This is a genomic window from Halomonas sp. HG01 (assembly GCF_000968715.2).
GTDB classification, from domain to species: Bacteria; Pseudomonadota; Gammaproteobacteria; order Pseudomonadales; family Halomonadaceae; genus Halomonas; species Halomonas halophila.
In genome coordinates this window covers 790,521-812,484 of record NZ_CP022134.1, presented here as the reverse complement: position 1 = coordinate 812,484, position 21,964 = coordinate 790,521, and the positions used below count along the sequence as shown (strand labels likewise).

Here is a 21,964-nt window from a genome sequence, read left to right as displayed (position 1 = left end):
ACGCGCCCCTGCCGGGAAAAACGCTCATTCTAGCGGAACTGCCGCGGCGCCGGAAATTCCCGACCACATGGCACTCACAACGAAAAAGGCCGGGCATTCGCCCGGCCTCTGCTGCTGCATGCATCGCGCCCGAAGCGCCACGCCGACTTAGTAGCCCGAATCGGCCTCGTCGGCAGCTTCCTCGACGCTGTCACCCATCTCCTCGACGGACTCACCCGCCTGATCCACGGCATCATCCATGCTCTCGCCGGCCTCTTCCATGGTCTCGTCGATATTCTCACCGGCCTGCTCTGCCGGACCTTCCTCTTCGCAGGCCGCCAGGCCGAAGGCGGCCATGCCGATGAAGCTCGCCAGGGCGATCTTGCGCAGCATCGATTGGGTCATCATGAAACTCTCCTCCTGAGACGTCTCGTGTTCCGGTTGAGTGCCCCGTCAGCCTAGCTGCCACGAAGCCGCTCGACCAGCATGGAAATCGCCAGCGCTAGGCAGCGCTGTTGCCCTGTCGCGACATTTTTCCAGCTTGAGGAGCCTCCATCTCCCCGGCCACATCGAACCCGCCTGATTGCCAGCAACTCACCCCTCGATGCATGAACGCCCCGCCCTCTCGAAAAGGACGGGGCGTTTTCTGGCTATTTTACGAGGGTTCATGCCAGCCCTCGAACCGAGGCCCGGACATGAAAAAACCCCGACTCGATGAGCCGGGGTTTTCTCGATATAAGTGCCTGACGATGTCCCGGTCGTCGTTCCGATACTCTCCATGGGAACCCCCCCTACCGATACGCGGCCTGTCGGCCAGACATGAAAAAACCCCGAGCCTTATGGGCTCGGGGTTTTCTCGGGATAAGTGCCTGACGATGTCCCGGTCGGCGTGCCGATACTCTCCAGGGGGAACTCCCCCTACCTATACGCGGCCTGTCGGCCAGACATGAAAAAACCCCGAGCCTTTTGGGCTCGGGGTTTTCTCGGGATAAGTGCCTGACGATGACCTACTCTCGCATGGGAACTCCCACACTACCATCGGCGCTGAGCGGTTTTACTGCTGAGTTCGGCATGGGATCAGGTGGTTCCCGCACGCTATGGTCGTCAGGCGAAAAAGGCAATGCGAATCATGCTGACGAGATCGTCTCTCGCGTATCCGCCGTCGTCTGTTGTCAGTCACAGACCACTTGGGTGTTATATGGTCAAGCCTCACGGGCCATTAGTATCGGTTAGCTCAACGCCTTGCAGCGCTTCCACACCCGACCTATCAACCAGCTCGTCTCGCTGGGCCCTTCAGGAGGCTCGAGGCCTCGGGGAGATCTCATCTTGAAGGAGGCTTCCCGCTTAGATGCTTTCAGCGGTTATCCCGTCCGACCATAGCTACCCGGCGATGCCACTGGCGTGACAACCGGAACACCAGAGGGTCGTCCACTCCGGTCCTCTCGTACTAGGAGCAGCACTTCTCAAATCTCCAACGCCCACGGCAGATAGGGACCGAACTGTCTCACGACGTTCTAAACCCAGCTCGCGTACCACTTTAAATGGNCACCGCATGCTCCAGCGGCGCGAGGTGCCGACACTGGCAGAACTGGCTCGGCAGGACGCTGGCGATGATGGGAAGCCCCGGCACAAGCCCTTCAAGGACTACGAGCCCGGGTACGTGCATATCGACATCAAGCACCTGCCTCAGATGCCTGATGAGGAGCAGAAGCGCTACCTGTACGTCGCCATCGACCGTGCCACACGCTGGGTCTATCTGGAGATCAGGCGAAGCCAGTCTGCCAAGGATGCCAAGGCGTTCATGAAGTGCGTCGAGGAGAAAGCTCCCTTCACGATCCAGACGGTACTCACTGACAACGGGCTACCTGCGGTTGAAGTGGCATCATGGACAAAAAGATCCCTGCCGATGTCAGCATAGCTCAGACATCAGCAAGGCAAATCATTCCTGGCAGCCCGCCATATCCGGATTAGTGGCTCACCATAGTGACAGGAGTCCGAAACAAGGTGTTCGGCTCGACAGGGCTTAACAGAGGCTCATAACATCCTGGCGGGCGGGCTCAACCATTATCTACGAGGTCCTTGCGGCCCTACGGCTTTGTAAAGAAGTCCCGCCGCCAGGAATGCAGTACTCATGATAGCCGCGATAGTCGACTTCATGCTTGATCAAGGAATGTGCCACTCGGGCCATCTTCACCGCCACGGCCGTTAGCGCTTTCCTCTTCAGATCGCCATCGGTCGGGTCTTTGCCTATATAGCGATCGAATTTGGTGCGAAAGCTGTTGTCTCGCATCCTCACAGCAACCGTGGCTGCAAGCCAGTAGGCATAGCGCAGTCGGGCATTACCCCGCTTGGCCAATCGATAGCGGCTACACGTGTTACCGCTCTGTGACGCGGCGAGGTTGAAACCACAAAACTTCAAGTATTGGCGGTGGTGCGAGAAACGCCGCAGATCACCGCTCTCCGCCAGAATCATCAAGGCAATGATTGGCCCCACGCCGGGAAGCGTCTGAAGGCGAGCGAAGTCCTTGTTATCTCTCATGCATGTCGTTGCCATCGCCTCCAAAGCCTGACGTTGCTCTGTCAGTGAGAGGTACTGCTTCACCTGAAGCTGGAAAGTGTGCACCGCGGGAGAGTCCGGCACGACCGGCAGGCCCATGCTGGTCTGGGCTGCTTCGTAGATGCTTTCCAGAAACTGCTGCTTGGCTACCTTTCGCCCCACGCTCTCCCAGGCGGCTTCGACAAACGCCTCGCGGGTCAACGCGGTGATACTGGCTGGCGTGGGAAACGCCAGCAGGAAATGACAGAACCAGTGGGCTCGGGACGCACTGAGGTAGCGTTCCATCTCCGGGAAGTAGAGCGCCAAGTAGTGATTGACCAGACTATGCTGGCAGCGTGTTCGGGCTCGAGCGATCTGCTGATAGGTATTCGAGATCTCCTGAAGGTCGAAGTACCCTTCACGAAGGGGATCGTGGAAAGGGTGCGTCATGCCTTGGGTCAGCAGATACATCAGAACACGCGCATCTTTTCGATCATGCTTGTCCCACGAGGTATACAAGGCCTCTCGAACCCGAGCGCCCGCCAAGGATGAGGCGAGATGCACCGGTATCCCTGCATGAGCCAGTCGGTAGGCAAGAGGCCGATGAAAGTCCGCTGTAGGCTCCAGAACGGCGAGCACAGGGGCTTTCTGCTGCTGTAAGAATCGAATCAGGTCGTCGTGCCCAGCACGTGTGTTGGGCATTTTGAGCACCTTCTCACGACCATCGGGCCAGCGAATCAGCACATCGTGGTAACGCTTGGCAATATCGATCGCGACACACACAGTGTCTGGCGTAAGCTGAGTGGAGGCAGTCATCGTCGGTCTCCTTGTGATGATGTGGGTCACACAAGGATCTTTAGGTCACGATGGCTGCCGCTCACCAGATTGTTCCGAAGGTACTACGGCAAGTCGTTCACCGATCGCTTCACGCGGGCAGGTGAGCGCAAGCCCAGCGGCCGCCACCCCTTCGACCAGGAGTGCCAGGCCCATGATATCGAACATCGCCTGATCAAGCCGGGAAGGCCACAGACGAACGGTATGGTGGAGCGGTTCAACGGCCGCATCAGTGACGTGCTGGCGACCCGGCGCTATACCTCAGGCGAGGATCTGGAGCAGACGCTCAAACGCTACGCTTGGCTGTACAATCACCACATCCCTCAGAAGGCGCTGCATCATCAATCACCGATTGCAGCGATGAAGGAATGGCAGGCCAAGCGGCCGGAGTTATTCACCAAGCGGGTAGTCAATCACACGGGACCCGACANTCCCCGAGGCCTCGAGCCTCCTGAAGGGCCCAGCGAGACGAGCTGGTTGATAGGTCGGGTGTGGAAGCGCTGCAAGGCGTTGAGCTAACCGATACTAATGGCCCGTGAGGCTTGACCATATAACACCCAAGTGGTCTGTGACTGACAACAGACGACGGCGGATACGCGAGAGACGATCTCGTCAGCATGATTCGCATTGCCTTTTTCGCCTGACGACCATAGCGTGCGGGAACCACCTGATCCCATGCCGAACTCAGCAGTGAAACCGCTCAGCGCCGATGGTAGTGTGGGAGTTCCCATGCGAGAGTAGGTCATCGTCAGGCACTTATACCGGAAAAGCCCCGACCTCAAATGAGGTTGGGGCTTTTCTCATTGGGCCGGCGAAAAATAGAAGACAAGGGAGTTCCCATGGAGAGTCGCGGGAGCCGCCCTCCGGGTCGCCGGCCGGATCCTCGTCAGGCACTTATATCGAGAAAACCCCGGCCTCGTTGAGGTCGGGGCTTTTCTTATGCACCGAGAAAACCCCGAGCCCAAAAGGCTCGGTTTTTTTCATGTCCGGGCCTTGGATCGAGAGTCGGCATGACGCCGCGCACGATCGCCAAAAAAACGCCCCGTCCTCTGCGAGAGGGCGGGGCGTTTGTCATTGAATGTGCCATTGCAGGATCAGGATGCCAAGTGGGCGCTTTCGTTGGCGTTGGTGAGCCTGGATCTGAAGCCTGGGCGAACTCTCGGTCACTTCTGGTGAGCTAGGCCCGATCGGGCATGATCCCAGGAAGAGTGATATCACGTGAGTCTCGGGAAACCCCGCCATCATGGGCCTCACGCCGCGCGCGCACTCTTGTTCAACACGACACAGAAAAAAGTCCTTGCACCCTACCGGGGAAATCCGTAAAGTACGCATCCGCTGCCGGCGACGGGTAACGTTGCAGGCGGTGATGAGTGGCAAAAGCGCTTGTTTTTCTTGAGGTTTTTCGGCGATTGTCGAAATCGCTCGATTGACAGGGTCAGCAAAATCGGTAAAATGCATGCCACTCGATCGGATGTCGCTTCACGCTGTTGTCGCGATGGTCGGTCACCCGCTTCGCTCTCTCGAGAGCTTGAAAATCACCGGTTGACACGACGTGCCGATCACGTAGAATGCGTCTTCCTTGCGAGGCACTGGTCAAGCGGCCGGGAACGCAAGATGCTCTTCTCCTTATTGAGTCGAGCTGCTCTTTAACAATCGATCAGATAATTCATGTGGGCGCTTGTCGGGATGTCGGTGACCAGTCACTAGATATCAAGACAAGCGACTCGTCAAAGAGACGTTTGAATCTTGAACCAGGTTTGGTTCCACCTTAGGAACTATCAAGCTTTTAACTGAAGAGTTTGATCATGGCTCAGATTGAACGCTGGCGGCAGGCCTAACACATGCAAGTCGAGCNAGGATCTTTAGGTCACGATGGCTGCCGCTCACCAGATTGTTCCGAAGGTACTACGGCAAGTCGTTCACCGATCGCTTCACGCGGGCAGGTGAGCGCAAGCCCAGCGGCCGCCACCCCTTCGACCAGGAGTGCCAGGCCCATGATATCGAACATCGCCTGATCAAGCCGGGAAGGCCACAGACGAACGGTATGGTGGAGCGGTTCAACGGCCGCATCAGTGACGTGCTGGCGACCCGGCGCTATACCTCAGGCGAGGATCTGGAGCAGACGCTCAAACGCTACGCTTGGCTGTACAATCACCACATCCCTCAGAAGGCGCTGCATCATCAATCACCGATTGCAGCGATGAAGGAATGGCAGGCCAAGCGGCCGAAGTTATTCACCAAGCGGGTAGTCAATCACACGGGACCCGACATCTATAGGCTTATTTTCATATTTTTAGAACTTAAACAACAATAAAACCTAAGATTCTGACCCACTAAAAGCATTAGCTACTGAACAAACCCAAAACATTTCATCAATCTGTCCCAACATCCAAACCATCTTCCTCTGGAACAATCACTGACTCACCTGGTACCACCGCCTTCCTTATAAGTTCCATCCTCTTAACATCATTTGGCTTCAGTGTGGCATAAACACCCCACTTAGCCATTCTGCATTTATTTTCATCATGGTCTCTCATATCTCTAAGAGAGACATCTATCCTAGCCCAATTACTTAGAACATTTACTTGGTCTGAAAAAAATCTATTAGCTTCTTTTCTAGCCTCATCATTTTTCTCTTGTTCTTTCAGCTCTTTAATCTTTTCCGCAGTAAGCTTAAGATTGCTTGAAATCCTTGCCTCATCCAATAATGGCTTCACGACTTCTAACGCTTTCTCAATATTCTTCTCACCCTCAAAACAAATATGCCTAGAGTTCTCTTCGGCTCTTTGCTGAGATTGAAACCGTATCTGAAAAGCCAAAAAAAACAGAGAAAGACTCGTAATTATTGGACCTAAAACACCCCCAAAATAGTCACCCATGTAAGACCAGTCTTCATGGTTATCCCAAAAACCAATCCCAAATTTATAAACATATGCCAATATTGGCAGAAAAACAAAAATCAAGAATAATCCACCAACAGAATAATTGGCTTTATTCTTCTTCACACTTTGACCAAAAGAGCGCGCACCATTTACAAACCTACTATATAAAGACAACTCCCCCCCCTTCTCTTTTCAATCAAAACCAAGACCATATTGCCAAGACAACAGCAACCAAAAAACAATCTTGATTAATCTCTTATTGAATGGATATAAACAGCTGCCAATATATCGTAAATCAAGAACACAGAGTATATATTAGCCACTCCCATCCAAAATAAAAAACAATCATCTGGAAGCACGTAATTAATAATCATCACTGTGAAAACAACAAAGAGAGGGTAAGCCATATCAACAGCTATAAGAAGTGCCCTCCCTTTTCTACCATCTTCTTTCTTTAATGTTTCAAACTTATCTGATGCCATAACAATAGCATATAGCCCTATGGCAAACCCGAGCACACTTGGATAAGCAGTTTTTACCATTTCAGATAGCTTAACTCCAAATTCACTATACTGATCACCAAGCCCCCAGTAAAAGAACACTGAAACCGCTACCGGTAAAATAATCCTTATAAACCAAAGCTTGGCAGGGGCCGTTTGGTTAAAAGAATGCCCAATCTTATCTCCCCAGGCGTATCTATTCATCAGGATAAACAGATATGCAACTGGAGGAATTATCTTGGCGATGCCAGAAGATAGTTTGTCCCACACACCGTTAATATCAGGCCTGCTCATCGCCATCACCGTTGGTATCAGCAAACGCTTGATCGCCAAACCTTTCATTTTCTGACTTATTGCTTTTGGACTCTGTAGCAGCCGCAATAGCTTTAGCTATGGATGCATCAATCCTTCTATCTATCTCTTCTTTTTCTGCTTGAGTCTTTCTATCCTCGGACTTAATATCTACATCAAGCTGCACTGGCCTTTCATCTGTATTAAACTTTTCCCTACGTCCTGTCTGTGAATCTTGGTATGTAACAGTTGCATAACCTGATGGTATCGAAATCACCAGAAGTGACATTGCAAAGTTTGAGAGCCTAGTCATTAACCCACCTTTTTTGGCAGCTCGCTCTCTGTGATCTATTCTGTCAACGCCTTTATCTCTAAACTCTTGGTCAAGCTCCTTAACTCCATCCTTAAATGCTTCAAAGGAGTTTGAAAAAGATGCATGTATATCCGCGCCATAGTAACCTGACGACTTCTCCTCCAAGTCCTTAATGAGACTATAACTATTAAGTATGGAAACATGAAGGGTATAGTCTGGGTGCACTTTATCCGCTGCATCCTTGAGAAGATGAAAAAGCGCCTTCCTTACGACCCCTGGAGTTGGAACTTTGGCTTTCTTCTGCAACGCTAAAACATGGTTCTCATAGGAGAAATAAAAATAGAATTCTTTGGACTCACTTGAGGCTGATATATCCCCAGACGAAAAAAGCGTTTGATCCGTATAAGTCTGGACCACTTCACTAATCAAATCGAATTTCTTAAGATGACCCGAGGCACCCTTGTCGCCAATAACAATAGGCTTAAATGCGTGATAATTACCTCGAGACTCAAACGCTATCAAGTGTGACTTCTGGCTCTTCCAATAAGATTCTGTAACCCTATTCACTTCTTCAAACAGAGCTTTATAGCCTTCTTCTCCAACATACTTCTCCCCACCACCAATAGGCAAAAGCTGAATATTGAAATACCAAAGCTGCATCACTGCACTCCCTTGCGTAACAATTTAAAACCTAACCAGATTCTAAGATTTTTTAGAGCTTCTTTTTTTATAAGATTTCGACGAACATCGACAAAATCTAGATAAACTTTAACTTTTCTCACGCATTTTGCCTGCCACCCTGGTACCACCTTGCCGCTGCCTTTCCGGCTAGTCGGTATCCGTCCCTGTCTGCTTGAGCGTCTTCCGCGCCTTCTCGATCTCCGGGCTGATCTGCCCACACGTCTCATCGGCCTGATCAGTCATCAGCCAAAGCGTGTACTTGCTAAAGCACTTGCTCACCTCAGCCAGAAGCTTCCCCGAGGGGCTACTTCTGCCTGTCTCTACGTTTATAAGCGTCTGTTTTGGAACGCCAATCAGGTCACAAAAAGCCTGCCGCCCTAGCCCCTCGGCTTCACGGATCTCACGAACTTTTTTGCCAAGGTCGCTTGACATGAATTCATATCCGGATATATTCAAATTTAGATACGGTATCTAGATATGGATACCTTAAGCTTTGACTACTGACTGAAGCCTAACACAGCCAACCAAAGGCAGGTGACGACGATGGAACAACCTCAAGCGCCCCAGGTCCCGGCCCACGTGCCTCTGATGACCATCGAGCGTTTCGCCGAGCTCTCCGGCCTCGACCAAGGGGTCGTCTACGGCCAGATTCGCAACGGCCACCTGCCCGCCGTGAAAGTCGGCCGGTACCGCATGGTCAACGTGGCCCTCCTGCAGGCCCAGTGCCTCACACAGGAGGACTGGTCATGAGCTTCGACATCCGCTTCGACGAGCCGCGCACCGCCACCACCTGCACCTTCGTCGACTTCTTCTTCGACGCTCCCAACTACCAGGAACCCGTCGACCCCGAAGACGAGTCGTTACTGATGACCCTGTCCGGCCGTGACGTCGGCTTCATCTACGGTTCGGACCTGCTGGGCTGGGACGTCACGCTCGGCGAGCGCATCACCGCCGATCAGCTTGACGGCCTTGCGATCCCCGGCGTCACCGTCCACCTGCCGCAGCACGGCGGCACCGTTTCCCTGCAAGGCTTCGCCAGCATCGACGCCGCCAAGCGCGTCGTCGTCCACCTCTATGAAGCCTTCTATGAGGCGTTCTATCTCGGCTTCGGCGCCTACACCCTGGCCGACGCCCCGGCTGCTGACGCGGCTCCTGAGCGCCCCTGCTTCACCCCGGTTTCCCGTCGCGTCCCTGCGCTTTTGGCCTGCAACGTCGCTCCGATCCCCCTGACCCGTCCCACTCTCGGGGCGACCGAGCGGGCCACCTTTTTTGACCCGCCGCCGCTTTCTGCACAACCGGGGGTTCGCCCCTAGTGTGACACACCGCCCTAAGGCCCCTTCCCCGGCCCAAGCGAGGATGAATCTCCGATTCATTCGAGTCGCGGGCCCAACAACCGAAGGGCGTTAGTGCCTGTTGATCCACTGACCGAGGAACACCCCATGAGTACGGCCACTGCCACCGGCAAGAAACAGCCGATCCGCGTGTTCCTGGACGCCGCCGAATACGGCCGCTACCTCGTCCAGGCCGGCACGCACCACGTCACCCCCTCCGGCCTGGGCGAGCTGCTCATCCAGGACGGCTTGGCCCGCCTGGAGCGCGGCGACCTCTCGGCGCTCCGCCAGGGCACCGAACGGCCCGCCTCCCAAGGCTCTGGGGCCAACTCATGAAGTCCCCTGCCCGTCACCCGTCGCCCATCGGTCGCACGGCGCCCCGAGTCGGCGTCCGGGGCCCCGTCAAGGGCAAGGGGGCGAGCGCAGCGAGCGCCCTTGACGGCGGCCACGGCGTCGACTGCCGTGCGGATCGACCGAGGGGCAGGGTGGCGCGGCAGGGAACCCCCTGCCCGGAGCCCCGAGCCTTGAGGGAGCGGGCCAGCCGCTGCCTCCACGGCCGGGACGTCGGCAAGGCCGCGCTCCTGTATCGCCAAGCCGAGTACCAGCAACGGGAGATCGACGGCGACTCTCCCTTCACCACCGAGCTAGCGGCCCTCGCTGAACACTGCGAACAGCGCATCAGCCAAGCCGCCACCACAGGAAGGACACAGCCATGATCAACACCATCCAAGCCCGCGTGATCGGCGCCATGCGCTATTCCATGGACAACGGCGTCAAGGGCGCCAAGCTCACGCTCATGAACGAGGCCGACGCCGGCAACGAGAACCGCGTGGGCTTCGAGGTCGCCACCATCTCCGCCCCCTACGAAATCCTCGACCAGCTCCGTCCGCTGGCCGACAAGATGCCCTGCAACCTCGAGATCGACGCCGAGATGCGCACCTCCCAGGGCAAGATGACCATGCACGCCATCGCCGTGCGCCAACCCACCGCCAGCGGCCATCCCCAGGCCGCCCCGGCTGATTCCAAGCAGGCCGCCAAGTCATGAAGGTGCAGGTCTGCCCGACGTTCGACCCCGATATCGGCGCCTGCACCGGGCCGCTTGAGTGGGTCGACGCCGTCGAACTCGTCGAGGCTGGTACCCAGCCTTGGCTGAGTGGCGAGGACGCCGTCACCGTCGCCCTCGCCATCGGACTGGTCTGGGCCGCCGCCTGGGCCATTCGGGCTCTCGCCCAATCTCTCCACGCGCATATGAGGTAACTGCCATGACCCGCTTCATCTCCAAGAAGGTCCGCCGCATCGCCCTGATCCCCGTCGCCCTGGTCTCCGGCTCCGCCCTGGCCACCGAAGGCGGCGGCATCGACACCGGTTCCCTGGTCAGCACCATCCAGAGCGCTTCCGGGCCGGTGAACGCCGTGGGGGTCGCCGTGCTCGGCGTGCTGGCCGGCATCCTGGTCTTCACCCTGATCCGCCGCGTGCTGCGCTGATCGGCGCCGCACACTCCGCCCACCCCGGGCCCCTTCGGGGGCCCTTTTCGATTCAGGACCGAGGCCATGACCCATGCTCGAACTCTCGCCCGGTATGTTGGTATTGCTGGCCTTATTGGGGGCCTTCTGGCTCCTGTTCCATCACTAGCCCAATCGGCGTCCGGTCAGACCCGCGTGTCCAGCATCGCGGCGGCGGGCCGCCAAGGCGACGACATCCTTGCTCGCGTCACCGCCAACACCAAGCCGGCCAATGTGCATTCGCGGATTTACTGGACACAGAAGGTCCCCGTCGCGGCCGCCACCCTGCGCCGTGGTGCCCTCGCGGCGTTGGGGCGCGGGGTCATGCATCCGGGCCTTCAAGTCGCCATCCTCGCGGCGGGCTTCATCCTGTCGGAGAACAACGAGATTCTGGTGCCGGATGACTCGGCAGATGGCGCGAGTCAGTTGGTGGATGACTATCCGGCATCGGACTATCCCGGCTCCTTTCGGCATTACGGTACCGGGGGCTATTCGTACTATCCCTCGGCCTATGCGGCGTCCCAGGCTGCCGTCGAGCGCGCCTGTCGGCCGTTAACGAGCTGTAGCTTCTACAAGATCATCGGCAGATCGGATTCCCAGTTCTGGGTGAGGGTTAAGGGCAAGACCTCCACCGGCGGTACGGGGTATCGGGATCAGAAGGTCGAGTATGCGCCGAGCCGTTCCCCGAACATGCCGGATGTGTCCCCGGAGGGCGGCCATCGGCCCGCCGAGGACGAGGACTATCCCGCGCTCGATGAGCACATTGCCCCGTCGCTGCTCGATGAGCTGGTGAACTCGGAAGACGATATCCCTGAGTGGCAAGAGGCTATCAGCGTCCTTCCCGGGCCCGAATCCGCCGTCGTGCCCACCCAGTCCCAGAACATCGCCCCCGAGATCGCCACCGCCGTGGGCCGGCGTGGCGAGAACATCCGCGTCCAATCCCGGGGCGATAACCCGCCCTACTCCGACGCCGGCACCGACGGCCACAGCGCCGAGGACCAGAACCGCGAGGACTGGGAACAGCCGATCCCGCCGTTTCCCGACGTCGATCCCGAATGGCAGGTCGAGACCATCGACTCGCTGCCCAGCTACAGCATCGGTCTCGGCGGCGGTAGCTGCCCCGGTGCCACGCAGATTCCGGTGCCCTTCGGCGGCTCCATCACCCTCGACTGGCAGCCGGCCTGCAACCTCGCCAGCATGCTGCGCGGGGCCGTCATCGGGGTCTGCATGATCCTCTCGCTCTACATCGTGCTCAGGGGGAACTGATCATGCCCGCCATCATCGTCAGCATCCTGTCCGGCTTCGCCACCTATCTGGTCAGCTCGCTGATCGCCCGCGTCGCCGGCCTCGTCGTCTTCACCACCATCGGCACCGCCCTCATCAACGGCCTGCTGTCCCAGGCCTCGTCCTACCTCGGCCAGTCCGGCCAGGTGCTGTGGTTCGTCCAGCTCGCCGGCTTCAACGTCGGCCTCTCGTCCATCGGCGCCGCGCTGATGCTCCGCGCGACCATGAACGCCTGGAGCCTCAAACCCAGCGCCGCCATCACCGGAGGCAAGTGACATGTCCCTGCACCTGATCACCGCCGTACCCGGCGCCGGCAAGACGCTGCGCGCCATCTGGATGACGCTCAAGCTCATGGACGAGCACCCCGACCGCCCGGTGTTCTCCAACATCAACGGCTGGAACCGGGCCGCCCCGATCCCCGACGAATGGATGGACTGCCCCGACGGCTCGGTCATCGTTCTGGACGAGTGCCAACAACGATGGCGCCGCTACCGCAACACCGGCACGCCGCCCGCCGAGATCGCCGAGCTGGAAACCCACCGCCATCGCGGCATCGATTTCATCCTCACCTGCCAGAACCCGTCCCAGGTCACCAGCGATGTCCGCGCCCTGGTCGAAGTCCACGAGCACCTGATGCGGCGCGGCAAGATGGGCGGCGCCCTGGTCTACCGCTTCGAGGGCGTGTGTCACACCAACCCCATGGCCCACAAGGGCGACGCCGACTGTGAAGTATCGGTCTGGAAGCACCCCAAGGAGGTCTTCGCCGAATACACCTCGGCGTCGATCCACACCGGCACCCGCCGCCTGCCGCGCATCCTGATCATTGCCCCCTTCGTGTTCCTCGGCTCCGCCGGCGCCGTGGTCTATGCCGCCAACTCGGTGACGGGCTTCCTGGGCGTCGACGGTCAAGCGGACATTGAGGACGCCGCGCCCGCCGCGTCGACCGCCCCCGTCGCGCCACCGGAAACGGTCACCGCCCATGGCGGCTTGCGACATAACGACTACTGCCAGCTCTACGACCAGGACGGCAAGCCGATTCGCACCACCATCCCCGACTGCCTCAACGCCATGGAACTGGGCCTGCCGTACGACGTGGAGGTGTTGAAGCTATGAACACCACCGCCATCGCCGCCCCGGCTGCCGCCGCCCGCGTCATCCCTGGCTGGCTGCCGCTCGTCCAGGGCATCGCCATCGTCACCATGGCCATCGACCATGTCAGCCTGTGGCTCCCGGCCGGCGACGTCTCTCCAATCCTGCGCGTCACCCTGGGCCGGGTCGCCCTGCCGCTGTTCTGCTTCATGGTCGCGTGGCACGCCCTGCACACGGCCGACGCGCGCCGCTACGCCGACCGAATACTCACCATCGCCTTGCTCGCCCAACTGCCGTTCATGGCCCTGCATGGCCAGCCCCTGGGCAACATCTGCTTCACGCTCGCGGCCGCCGCCTACCTCGCCGCCTATTACCGGCACCGTGACCCATGGGCATTAATGATTGGCGCCGCGCTGGCGATCGCCACGTTCCACGTCGAATACGGCCCGCTCGCCCTGGGGCTGATCCTCGCCTTCATGCTGGCCATCCGCCATCCGATCACCTGGCTCGTCCCGCTGATCGGCTGGCCGCTGGCCCAGTACGGCTTGAGCCTGTCCGGCGTCTCGGCGTTCCTGGGCGTGTGTCTGCTGCTCGCCCTCGTGAGCACTCACGTACCGCCGATCCACCTGCCGCGCTGGCTCACGCGCTGGTTCTACCCGGCGCATCTGGGGGGCATATGGCTGCTTCGGTGGCTGGTGTGATTCCCGGGCCGAGCGTGCGCCGCGGGAGAGGACGCTTGCGCCCGCATCCCCGCGCCGCACGCGCGGCCCGGCGAGACCACCCCTGTAACACGTCTCGCAGAATGACACCGAAGCGTGTCGAAACCTGCCAATAATGACCAATAGGTGGTTTTCAAAATGGAACGTTGGGAACGCTACTCGAGGGAATCGCTGGCGATGGGGCAGCAGGACGCCACGGGCTCCCTGCTGATCAGCGGAAAGGGACAGGTGAACCTCAGCCAGGTCCACCTCCTTCACGCAGGCGTCGACACGGTTCGACAGCTCTACCGGGGGCTGCCCTATCTGCCCCAGTTCGACAAGATCATCAGCGTCTATCAGGAAGGTCGCGGGGCCACCATCGACATCTGGGGCCACACCTGGGCCATCGGGGCCGGCGCGTCCGGCTCGGGCTTCCGCTACCGCCTGCAGAACAACGACCTCGGCGTGATCGTGTTCTTCCAGGCCCGGCACGTGAAGACCGAGAACATCGGCACGCACCTCAAGATCGAGCTATCGCCCCATTACCTGCACGAACGCAGCCCCGAGGACGCGCAGAAATTCATGGATCTGATCGCGTTCGGCCTACTCGATCATGTCGAATCGGCCGGCTGTGCCGTTCATCTCGCCCTGGACGTCCAGGGCTGGGAGCCACCCAAAGACTTCATGGAGCGCTTCGTCACTCGCTCGAAGAAGGTCATGAAGATCGACGGCATCGACACCCTCAGCTTCGATCACGGCAACATCGCCACCAGCTACGGCCGTACCGAAACGCTCATGTTCGGCACTGCCGGGGCGCTCCAGTGCGCCATCTACAACAAGACCAAGGAGGCCCACCACCGCGACAAGCTGCACTTCTGGCAGGGGATCTGGCGCAACGCCACCGACGACGACCTCGCCCCGGCCTACGATCCCGAGCGCGACGTCTGGCGCATCGAGATGCGCTTTCACCAATCGGTGCTCGCCGAGTTCGCCCGGGGCATCCCGTGCAACGTCGATACCGGCGAAGTACTGGACGACGCCCACGGCTTCCAACGTTTCACCGACACCGTGCCGCACCTCACCGGGATCTGGCGCAGCGCCTTGCAGAGCTACCGCATGGATCACTCCCGCGACCTGATCGACCCCGCATGGCAGTGCTTCCAGGACGACCCGCGCTTCTACGCCCACGAACCCGCGTTCATGTACAAACGCGCCCGCAAGGAACCCGGGCTGGGCAACGAGAAAAACGTCTGCCTCGCCTTCGGCAACCTGATCTCCATCTACGCCCGCCAGGGCTACACCACCCGTCAGGCCATCGAATACCTCAAGGACTCCGGCATGTGGCAGGACCTCGAACACTACTACCGCCGACGCGGCATCGAAGCCGGCGCCTTCCGGCAGCTGGTCGAACAGAAGCTCATCGAGAGACGATTGCTAGGGAGGGCGGCATGAGCATCAAGAAAGTCCCCACCGGCTGGCAGGTCGACGTCTGGCCCGAGGGTCGCTACGGCAAGCGTGTGCGGAAGATCCTCAAGTCGAAGGGCGAAGCCAAGCGCTTCGAAGACTACGTGAAGGGAAAAGCGGCCATGGGCGAGCCCTACATGCCGCCGAAACGGGATCGCCGCCGGCTCCTGGATCTCGTCCAGTACTGGTACGACATGCACGGCTCTACGCTCCGCGACAATCACTCCCGGCTGAACAAGCTCCGCCAGCTCGCCGGCCAGATGGGCAACCCCATTGCCAGCAGCATCACACCCTCCCACGCCGCCAGATTCCGCCAACAGCGCCTGGAACAAGGGCTATCGCCGAACACCGTCAACCATGACATCAGCTACCTGCGGGCCGTGTTCAACTACGCTATCCGCATGGACGAGTGGAAAGGCGATAACCCCTTCGCCAAGCTCAAGGCCCTGCGGATTCCCGAGCGCGCCCCGTCATACCTGACGCCGGAACAGATCGACGCACTCTTTCACGAACTACGCCAGTCCCGGAACCCTCACGTGGTGTTGATCGCCTCCATCTGTCTGACCACCGGCGCCCGCTGGAGCGAAGCCCAGACCCTCCGGGCCGAGTACGTCCGGCAGCAGCGCATCACCTTCGCCAACACCAAAAATGGCCGAACCAGGACAGTGCCTGTCAGCCAGGATCTCTACCAGAAGCTCCTCGAGCATGGCCCTAAAATGGGAAGGCTTTTCGCCAAGGACGCCTACCTGGCTTTCACTCGCGCCTTGGATCGCAGCGACATCGAGCTACCCCGTGGACAGCGTACCCACGTCCTGCGGCACACCTTCGCCAGCCACTTCATGATGAACGGCGGCAACCTGCTCACGCTGCAAAAGATCCTGGGCCACCAGTCGATCCAGATGACCATGCGCTATGCGCACCTGTCACCGGATCATCTCAGCGAAGCAGTCAGATACGGTCCTGCGGCACCCGGTCTGTGAGTTGATGGGCATCTTCTTGCCCTTCTCCATTCCTTGCCTGGTAAAGCTCGGAGATAGTGCCGCATGAGAGGCATGTGACCCGATAGAGCGTTCCCGAAAGCTGTGCGACCTGAAAAGCGTTCCAGTCTTTGCCCTGGTCCAGCAGAATCTCCGTGCTCCCACAGCTACAGAGCATGATCCATCCGCCATGGATGGGTTCTGGCTCAATTGTAATGGTAGTCATCTGCCCCTCCCCGTAATGGCTTCAAGCTACTCGGGAGGTGGGTATTCGGATGTAAGAGATCGACCACATCGGCTGTAAGCCAAGCGAACATTGCGGCGGGAATGCCGGAAAAGCGAGCTGTAGACAGTATGTAGACAGTTGCGGCAGGAAGCTGCGTAAGGAGGGCAGAAAACGTGCGTAATTATCTGTTTTCTGGTGGGCCCGCCCGGACTTGAACCGGAAACCAAAGAATTATGAGTTAGCCCCAAGGCGTGCCACTATTTGCCAACGCCAGCAATATCAATGCATTGCAAAGCCGCTCACACGCCTATGCCGACCATAATGTGTCTACGGCGTCGACAGCATGTAGACACCTTGCTAAGGAGGTCGAAGGCGACACAAGACATGCTAGCGCATGCCTTTTTATTTCAATAAAGCCATTCACAGTAGCATACCTGACAAAACCCGCCCATTATGGCCATTCGCTTTGAGACTTTACTGAAATGCGTCTATATGTAGGGTCCCGGATGATCAAATGAGCTATAGGAGTTATCCTCTGCTGGCAGCCAGAGAACTTCTAAANTTGCCCTGGTCCAGCAGAATCTCCGTGCTCCCACAGCTACAGAGCATGATCCATCCGCCATGGATGGGTTCTGGCTCAATTGTAATGGTAGTCATCTGCCCCTCCCCGTAATGGCTTCAAGCTACTCGGGAGGTGGGTATTCGGATGTAAGAGATCGACCACATCGGCTGTAAGCCAAGCGAACATTGCGGCGGGAATGCCGGAAAAGCGAGCTGTAGACAGTATGTAGACAGTTGCGGCAGGAAGCTGCGTAAGGAGGGCAGAAAACGTGCGTAATTATCTGTTTTCTGGTGGGCCCGCCCGGACTTGAACCGGAAACCAAAGAATTATGAGTTCTCTGCTCTAACCAATTGAGCTACAGGCCCTTACAGCGGCTGCGTATGATAGCGAAAGCCGCTGGCCGAGGCCAGAGGCATCGCCGCTCCCCCCCACACCTCTTGCCCCTTCCCTCGCTAACTCCCTGACAGACCGCGCTCTTCACGCAGCAAGCGGTGCTCCTGCTGCCCCCAGACGGCACCACTCCCTCGGCGCAGCGTGACGGCGTCCCCCCGGTCGTCAGAAATAATGTCGTCGTCGCGGTTCAGTTCCGCGCCTCGCCTGCGTCAGCCCTCCTGCACACGCCAATAATGATAAAGATTTTTATTCGCAAGTGAGCATCGTCTCGTGCTCGCGAGGCATCAGGCGCCGGGCCATGTGGGCCCGGCCAGGCAGACAGAACGAGGTGCCCATGACATCACGGATAGAAGCGCCCGGGCCGCGGCTCGGTACCGAGCCCGCCCCGCTGGAATCCCATCAGCTGTTCAACGCCCGGCACGCCGAGGCCTACTGGCAGCAGGCGACCCGCTGCATCGACCTGGTGCGGCGCAAGGTCGCCGAGGTCGAGCGGCCCTTCACCGGCGCGCGCCCCGAGGAGCTGCGCGGCCGCTTCGAGGCCATCGATCTCGACGCGCCGCTCGGCGAGCTGCGCCCGGCCCTGGAGGAGCTGGAGCACGTCTACCTGGACGACGCCGTCTACTTCCATCATCCGCGCTACGTGGCCCACCTGAACTGCCCGGTGGTGCTGCCGGGCGTGCTAGCCGAGGCGATCCTGGCGCCGATCAACTCCTCGCTGGACACCTGGGACCAGAGCGCCGGCGGCACCTTCATCGAGCAGTCGCTGATCGACTGGACGGCGGAGCGCATAGGCCTCGGCGAGGACGCCGACGGCGTGTTCACCAGCGGCGGCACCCAGTCGAACCTGATGGCGCTGATGATCGCCCGCGACCATCACGGCGCGCACCAGGACCGCCCCGGCGGCAACAAGCAGCAGGGCCTGCCGGCGGACCATCAGCGGCTGCGCATCCTCGGCTCGGAGCTAGGCCACTTCAGCCTGCAGAAGTCGGCGGCGATCCTCGGGCTCGGCTACCAGGCGGTGATGCCGGTGGCCACCGACGCGGACTACCGCATGGACCCGCAGGCGCTCAAGGCGCGCCTCGAGGAGTGCATCGCCCTGGACCTGATCCCGATCGCGGTAGTGGCCACCGCCGGCACCACCGACTTCGGCAGCATCGACCCGCTCGAGGAGATCGCCGTGCTGTGCCGCGAGCACGGCATCTGGCTGCACGTCGACGCCGCCTACGGCGGGGGCCTTCTGTGCTCGCGCCGCGAGCGCCACCGCCTGGCCGGCATCGAGCACGCCGACTCGGTCACCGTCGACTACCACAAGACCTTTTTCCAGCCGGTGAGCTGCAGCGCCTTCCTGGTGCGCCGCGGCAGCGACCTGCGCCACGTCACCCATCACGCCGACTACCTGAACCCCGAGTGCCAGGCGCTGGCCGGCACCCCGGACCAGGTCAACAAGAGCCTGCAGACCACCAAGCGCTTCGACGCCCTCAAGCTGTGGATGACGCTGCGCATCATGGGCGCCGACGCCCTGGGCGAGATGCTCGAGCGGGTCATGGACCTGGCCGGCGAGGCCCACGCGCGGCTGTCCGCCCGCCCGGACATCGAGGTGCTGCTCGAGCCGCCGCTCAGCACCCTGGTGTTCCGCTACCGGCCCGAGGACATCGACCTGGACGACGCGTCGCTGGACGCCCTCAACGCCCACGTGCGTACCGCGCTGTCGCGCCACGGCGAGGCGGTAATCGCCGCCACACGGGTCCAGGGCCGTCGCTACCTGAAGTTCACCCTGCTCAACCCGGAGACCCGCGTCGACGACCTCACCGCCATCGTCGAGCGCATCGTCGCCCACGGCCGTGCCTGGTGCGACGGCGCCGCCACCTCCCCGGCACATGCCGCCGCCTCCTGACACTCGCGAGATTGCCCCATGACCCAGCACGTTCACGACTTCATCGCCATCGGCCTCGGGCCCTTCAACCTGGGGCTGGCCTGCCTGACCGATCCCATCGAGGAGCTCGACGGCCTGTTCCTCGAACGCCGCGACGGCTTCGACTGGCACCCCGGCATGCTGCTGGAGGACGCCACCCTGCAGACGCCCTTCCTCGCCGACCTGGTGACCATGGCCGACCCCACCAGCCGCTTCAGCGTGCTCAACTACCTGAAGCAGCAGGGCCGGCTGTACAACTTCTACATCCGCGAGAGCTTCTTCCTGCTGCGCAACGAGTACAACCGCTACTGCCAGTGGGCGGTGGCACAGCTCGACAGCGTGCGCTTCTCCACCGAGGTGGAGCGGGTGGAGTTCGAGGACGCCAGCGGCCTCTACCGTGTGAGCTGCCGCGACACCGGGAGCGGCGAGGCCCGCGAGTACCTGGCCCGCCACCTGGTGCTCGGAACCGGCACCACGCCCTGGCTGCCCGAGGGCTGCCGCGACGTCGAACCGCGCCCGGTGCACTCCGGCGAGTACCTCGCGCACAAGGCCGAGCTGCAGCGCCAGCAGGCGATCACCGTGGTCGGCAGCGGCCAGAGCGCGGCCGAGATCTACCGCGACCTGCTCGCCGACATCGACCGCTTCGGCTACCGGCTCGACTGGATCACCCGCTCGCCGCGCTTCTTCCCGCTGGAATACACCAAGCTGACCCTGGAGATGACCTCGCCGGACTACATCGACTACTTCCACGGCCTGCCGGAAGAGACGCGCAACGTGCTGACGCAGGAGCAGAAGGGCCTCTACAAGGGCATCAACGAGGACCTGATCAACGACATCTACGACCTGCGCTACGCCAAGGAGCTGATCGGCGAGGTGCGCTCGGAACTGTTCACCAACGCCCGCCTCGAGACCTGCCGTTTCGATGCCGAACGCGGCGAGTACGACCTGACCCTGTGGCACACCGAGCAGCAGCGCCACTATCGCCATCGCACCCAGGCGCTGGTCATGGCCACCGGCTACCGCTACCACATGCCGGACTTCCTGGCACCGATCGCCTCGCGCATCGCTTTCGACGAGGCCGGGCGCTTCGCGGTGGGCCGCTTCTACGACATCGACGACGGCAAGGACCAGCTGTTCGTGCAGAATGCCGAGCTGCATACCCACAGCCTGGCGGCGCCGGACCTGGGCATGGGCCCCTATCGCAACGCCTGCCTGATCCGCGCCATGACCGGGAAAGAGATCTACCCGGTGGAGCGACGCATCGCCTATCAGCGCTTCGGCGCGCCCGACGAGGCGGTCTTCGAACCCGAGCGCACGGAGCCGGCATGACCCCGACGCCCTGGCTGGTGGCGGTGACCGCGGTGGCGGTGATCAGCGATGCCATGCTGCTGCCCTTCTACCCGCAGTTCTTCGCCGCGCGCTTCGGCGTGACGGACCCGTCCCACGTCGGCGCCTACCTGGCGATGAGCTGCCTGGTGGTACTGGTGGCACTGCCCGGCTGGGCGCGCCTGGCGCGCCGGGTCGGCACCCTGCCGCTGCTGCTGGTCACCCAGCTGGTGGCGGGCGGGCTCAGCCTCTCCTGCGCCGTGGTCACCTCGCTGCCGTGGTTCTGGGGCCTGTCGCTGGCGATGCTGGTGGCCAAGGCCAGCTACCTGCTGGTCTACCCCTACCTGATGCACTTCGAGCCCCAGGATCGCCACGCGACCCTGATCGGCACCCTCTCGGTGGTGGTGCACGCCGGCGGCATCCTCGGCGCCATGGTCGGCGGCCTGGTGCTGGAGCACTGGGCCGCGGCCCAGGTGTTTCGCGTGATGGCGCTGGGCGACGCCCTGCAGGTCGCGGTCTGCGCCTGGCTGATCCGCCGCGGCCGCGCGCCTCACTCTACACCCCATGCGGCCCCCACCACCGAGCGGGCGCCGGCCTCCAGCGCCGCTATCCTGCGCCTGGGCCTGGTGATGCTGCTGTTCACCTTCAGCGCCTATCTGGCACGGCCGTTCTTCGCCCGCTACTGGGAGCTGGCCTCCGGGCTGCCCGGCGAGGTGCTGGCGGGCGCGGTGTTCGCCATTCCCGGCGCCGTGGCGGTGGCCCTGCTGGCGCTCGACCTGCTCGCGCGCCGCCCCGCCGGCCAGGCCATCCTGCTGCCGCTGGCCATCGGCCTCGTCGGCCTGCTGCTGCAGGCCAGCGGCGAGGTCGCCGCCATCCTGGCCGGCCGGGTGCTGTTCGGCTGGGCGCTGTTCCGCGTCACCGTGCGCCTGGAGCTGCGCCTGTTCCGGCTCAGCACGCCCGACCGCTACGCCAGCGACTTCAGCAAGGTCCACGTCTTCCAGGGCCTCGGCGTGCTCGTCGCCTCCTGGGGCGCCGGCCGCCTGGTCGAGGCCTTCGGGCTGACCGCCCCCTTCCTCGTCGCTGCGACCGGCCTGGCGCTGTGCGCCCTGGCCTACCGGCGGCTGCTGGCCGGCGCCGAAACGCGCCCGGCCGCACCTTCCGATTCCGTTTCTGCAAGGACCTGA

22 protein-coding genes, 1 tRNA gene, 2 rRNA genes, 2 pseudogenes and 2 other annotated features are annotated in these 21,964 nt (G+C 60.6%); of the genes and pseudogenes, 19 read left to right on the top strand and 8 right to left on the bottom strand.

Annotated features, from left to right (window positions below):
- Positions 1-147 precede the first annotated feature (147 nt).
- Positions 148-387: a hypothetical protein gene (locus UN84_RS03635; RefSeq protein WP_052719244.1), complete on the bottom strand. Its 240-nt coding sequence runs from the start codon at positions 385-387 to the stop codon at positions 148-150.
- Between the two features lie 586 nt (positions 388-973).
- A 5S ribosomal RNA gene (gene rrf, locus UN84_RS03630) occupies positions 974-1,088 on the bottom strand.
- A gap of 102 nt (positions 1,089-1,190) precedes the next feature.
- Positions 1,191-1,456 (bottom strand) — a sequence feature (23S ribosomal RNA rRNA prediction is too short).
- 75 nt (positions 1,457-1,531) lie between these two features.
- On the opposite strand from rrf (UN84_RS03630), the gene UN84_RS03625 reads away from it, so the two are divergent.
- Positions 1,532-1,897, top strand: coding sequence for a DDE-type integrase/transposase/recombinase (locus tag UN84_RS03625; RefSeq protein WP_173834954.1), 366 nt, complete (start codon positions 1,532-1,534; stop codon positions 1,895-1,897).
- Between the two features lie 150 nt (positions 1,898-2,047).
- Here the strand turns inward: UN84_RS03625 and UN84_RS03620 are convergent, their stop codons facing one another.
- Positions 2,048-3,331, bottom strand: coding sequence for an IS110 family transposase (locus UN84_RS03620; RefSeq protein WP_046077959.1), 1,284 nt, complete (start codon positions 3,329-3,331; stop codon positions 2,048-2,050).
- 87 nt (positions 3,332-3,418) lie between these two features.
- Here UN84_RS03620 and UN84_RS03615 point away from each other — a divergent pair.
- The 3 genes and pseudogenes from UN84_RS03615 to UN84_RS03605 all read left to right on the top strand — a co-directional run.
- Positions 3,419-3,778: pseudogene (locus UN84_RS03615) on the top strand (integrase core domain-containing protein); the annotation flags it as partial.
- Between the two features lie 23 nt (positions 3,779-3,801).
- Positions 3,802-3,886: a sequence feature (23S ribosomal RNA rRNA prediction is too short), on the top strand.
- A 102-nt stretch (positions 3,887-3,988) separates the two neighbouring features.
- Positions 3,989-4,103, top strand: a 5S ribosomal RNA gene (gene rrf, locus UN84_RS03610).
- 1,155 nt (positions 4,104-5,258) lie between these two features.
- Positions 5,259-5,663: pseudogene (locus tag UN84_RS03605) on the top strand (integrase core domain-containing protein); the annotation flags it as partial.
- 58 nt (positions 5,664-5,721) lie between these two features.
- Here UN84_RS03605 and UN84_RS03600 read toward each other — a convergent pair.
- From UN84_RS03600 to UN84_RS03585, 4 genes are all read right to left on the bottom strand, one after another.
- Positions 5,722-6,354, bottom strand: coding sequence for a hypothetical protein (locus tag UN84_RS03600; RefSeq protein WP_152662855.1), 633 nt, complete (start codon positions 6,352-6,354; stop codon positions 5,722-5,724).
- Between the two features lie 125 nt (positions 6,355-6,479).
- Positions 6,480-7,025, bottom strand: a complete 546-nt coding sequence (locus UN84_RS03595) for a hypothetical protein (RefSeq protein ID WP_161796809.1) — start codon at positions 7,023-7,025, stop codon at positions 6,480-6,482.
- The gene (locus UN84_RS03590; protein ID WP_082090882.1) at positions 7,012-7,995 is read right to left on the bottom strand and encodes a DUF4747 family protein; all 984 of its coding nucleotides are present in this window, start codon (positions 7,993-7,995) and stop codon (positions 7,012-7,014) included. Before UN84_RS03590 ends, UN84_RS03595 begins: the two co-directional genes overlap by 14 nt.
- 168 nt (positions 7,996-8,163) lie before the next feature.
- A complete protein-coding gene (locus UN84_RS03585) occupies positions 8,164-8,448 on the bottom strand; it encodes a helix-turn-helix transcriptional regulator (RefSeq protein ID WP_046079101.1) in 285 nt (94 codons plus the stop codon).
- A gap of 111 nt (positions 8,449-8,559) precedes the next feature.
- On the opposite strand from UN84_RS03585, the gene UN84_RS03580 reads away from it, so the two are divergent.
- The 12 genes from UN84_RS03580 to UN84_RS03525 all read left to right on the top strand — a co-directional run bounded on the left by UN84_RS03580 (position 8,560) and on the right by UN84_RS03525 (position 16,364).
- A complete protein-coding gene (locus UN84_RS03580) occupies positions 8,560-8,766 on the top strand; it encodes a helix-turn-helix domain-containing protein (RefSeq protein WP_046079102.1) in 207 nt (68 codons plus the stop codon).
- The gene (locus UN84_RS03575; RefSeq protein ID WP_046079103.1) at positions 8,763-9,329 is read left to right on the top strand and encodes a hypothetical protein; all 567 of its coding nucleotides are present in this window, start codon (positions 8,763-8,765) and stop codon (positions 9,327-9,329) included. The genes UN84_RS03580 and UN84_RS03575 overlap by 4 nt, the downstream gene beginning before the upstream one ends.
- 126 nt (positions 9,330-9,455) lie before the next feature.
- Complete coding sequence (locus UN84_RS03570; RefSeq protein ID WP_046079104.1) at positions 9,456-9,683, top strand: hypothetical protein; 228 nt, start codon at positions 9,456-9,458, stop codon at positions 9,681-9,683.
- Positions 9,684-10,059: 376 nt separating this feature from the next.
- A complete protein-coding gene (locus UN84_RS03565) occupies positions 10,060-10,392 on the top strand; it encodes a hypothetical protein (protein ID WP_046079105.1) in 333 nt (110 codons plus the stop codon).
- On the top strand, positions 10,389-10,604 hold the full coding sequence (locus UN84_RS03560) for a hypothetical protein (RefSeq protein WP_035593878.1): 216 nt from the start codon (positions 10,389-10,391) through the stop codon (positions 10,602-10,604). The genes UN84_RS03565 and UN84_RS03560 overlap by 4 nt, the downstream gene beginning before the upstream one ends.
- 5 nt (positions 10,605-10,609) lie before the next feature.
- The gene (locus UN84_RS03555; RefSeq protein WP_046079106.1) at positions 10,610-10,831 is read left to right on the top strand and encodes a major capsid protein; all 222 of its coding nucleotides are present in this window, start codon (positions 10,610-10,612) and stop codon (positions 10,829-10,831) included.
- 174 nt (positions 10,832-11,005) lie between these two features.
- A complete protein-coding gene (locus UN84_RS03550) occupies positions 11,006-12,115 on the top strand; it encodes a virulence factor TspB C-terminal domain-related protein (RefSeq protein WP_152662857.1) in 1,110 nt (369 codons plus the stop codon).
- 2 nt (positions 12,116-12,117) lie between these two features.
- A complete protein-coding gene (locus UN84_RS03545) occupies positions 12,118-12,408 on the top strand; it encodes a hypothetical protein (RefSeq protein ID WP_035593883.1) in 291 nt (96 codons plus the stop codon).
- A gap of 1 nt (position 12,409) precedes the next feature.
- Complete coding sequence (locus UN84_RS03540) at positions 12,410-13,246, top strand: zonular occludens toxin domain-containing protein (protein WP_046079108.1); 837 nt, start codon at positions 12,410-12,412, stop codon at positions 13,244-13,246.
- Positions 13,243-13,923: a TraX family protein gene (locus tag UN84_RS03535; RefSeq protein ID WP_046079109.1), complete on the top strand. Its 681-nt coding sequence runs from the start codon at positions 13,243-13,245 to the stop codon at positions 13,921-13,923. Before UN84_RS03540 ends, UN84_RS03535 begins: the two co-directional genes overlap by 4 nt.
- A 156-nt stretch (positions 13,924-14,079) precedes the next feature.
- On the top strand, positions 14,080-15,372 hold the full coding sequence (locus UN84_RS03530; RefSeq protein ID WP_046079110.1) for a hypothetical protein: 1,293 nt from the start codon (positions 14,080-14,082) through the stop codon (positions 15,370-15,372).
- Complete coding sequence (locus UN84_RS03525; protein WP_046079111.1) at positions 15,369-16,364, top strand: phage integrase; 996 nt, start codon at positions 15,369-15,371, stop codon at positions 16,362-16,364. The genes UN84_RS03530 and UN84_RS03525 overlap by 4 nt, the downstream gene beginning before the upstream one ends.
- Before the next feature lie 1,073 nt (positions 16,365-17,437).
- Here UN84_RS03525 and UN84_RS03520 read toward each other — a convergent pair.
- Positions 17,438-17,514, bottom strand: a tRNA-Ile gene (locus tag UN84_RS03520).
- Between the two features lie 362 nt (positions 17,515-17,876).
- On the opposite strand from UN84_RS03520, the gene UN84_RS03515 reads away from it, so the two are divergent.
- The 3 genes from UN84_RS03515 to UN84_RS03505 are packed head-to-tail and all read left to right on the top strand — an operon-like array spanning position 17,877 to position 21,964.
- Positions 17,877-19,436 (top strand): pyridoxal phosphate-dependent decarboxylase family protein, encoded by a 1,560-nt coding sequence (locus tag UN84_RS03515; RefSeq protein WP_046079112.1) that lies wholly within the window; start codon positions 17,877-17,879, stop codon positions 19,434-19,436.
- A gap of 18 nt (positions 19,437-19,454) precedes the next feature.
- Complete coding sequence (locus UN84_RS03510; protein ID WP_046079113.1) at positions 19,455-20,783, top strand: lysine N(6)-hydroxylase/L-ornithine N(5)-oxygenase family protein; 1,329 nt, start codon at positions 19,455-19,457, stop codon at positions 20,781-20,783.
- The gene (locus UN84_RS03505) at positions 20,780-21,964 is read left to right on the top strand and encodes an MFS transporter (protein ID WP_173834953.1); all 1,185 of its coding nucleotides are present in this window, start codon (positions 20,780-20,782) and stop codon (positions 21,962-21,964) included. Before UN84_RS03510 ends, UN84_RS03505 begins: the two co-directional genes overlap by 4 nt.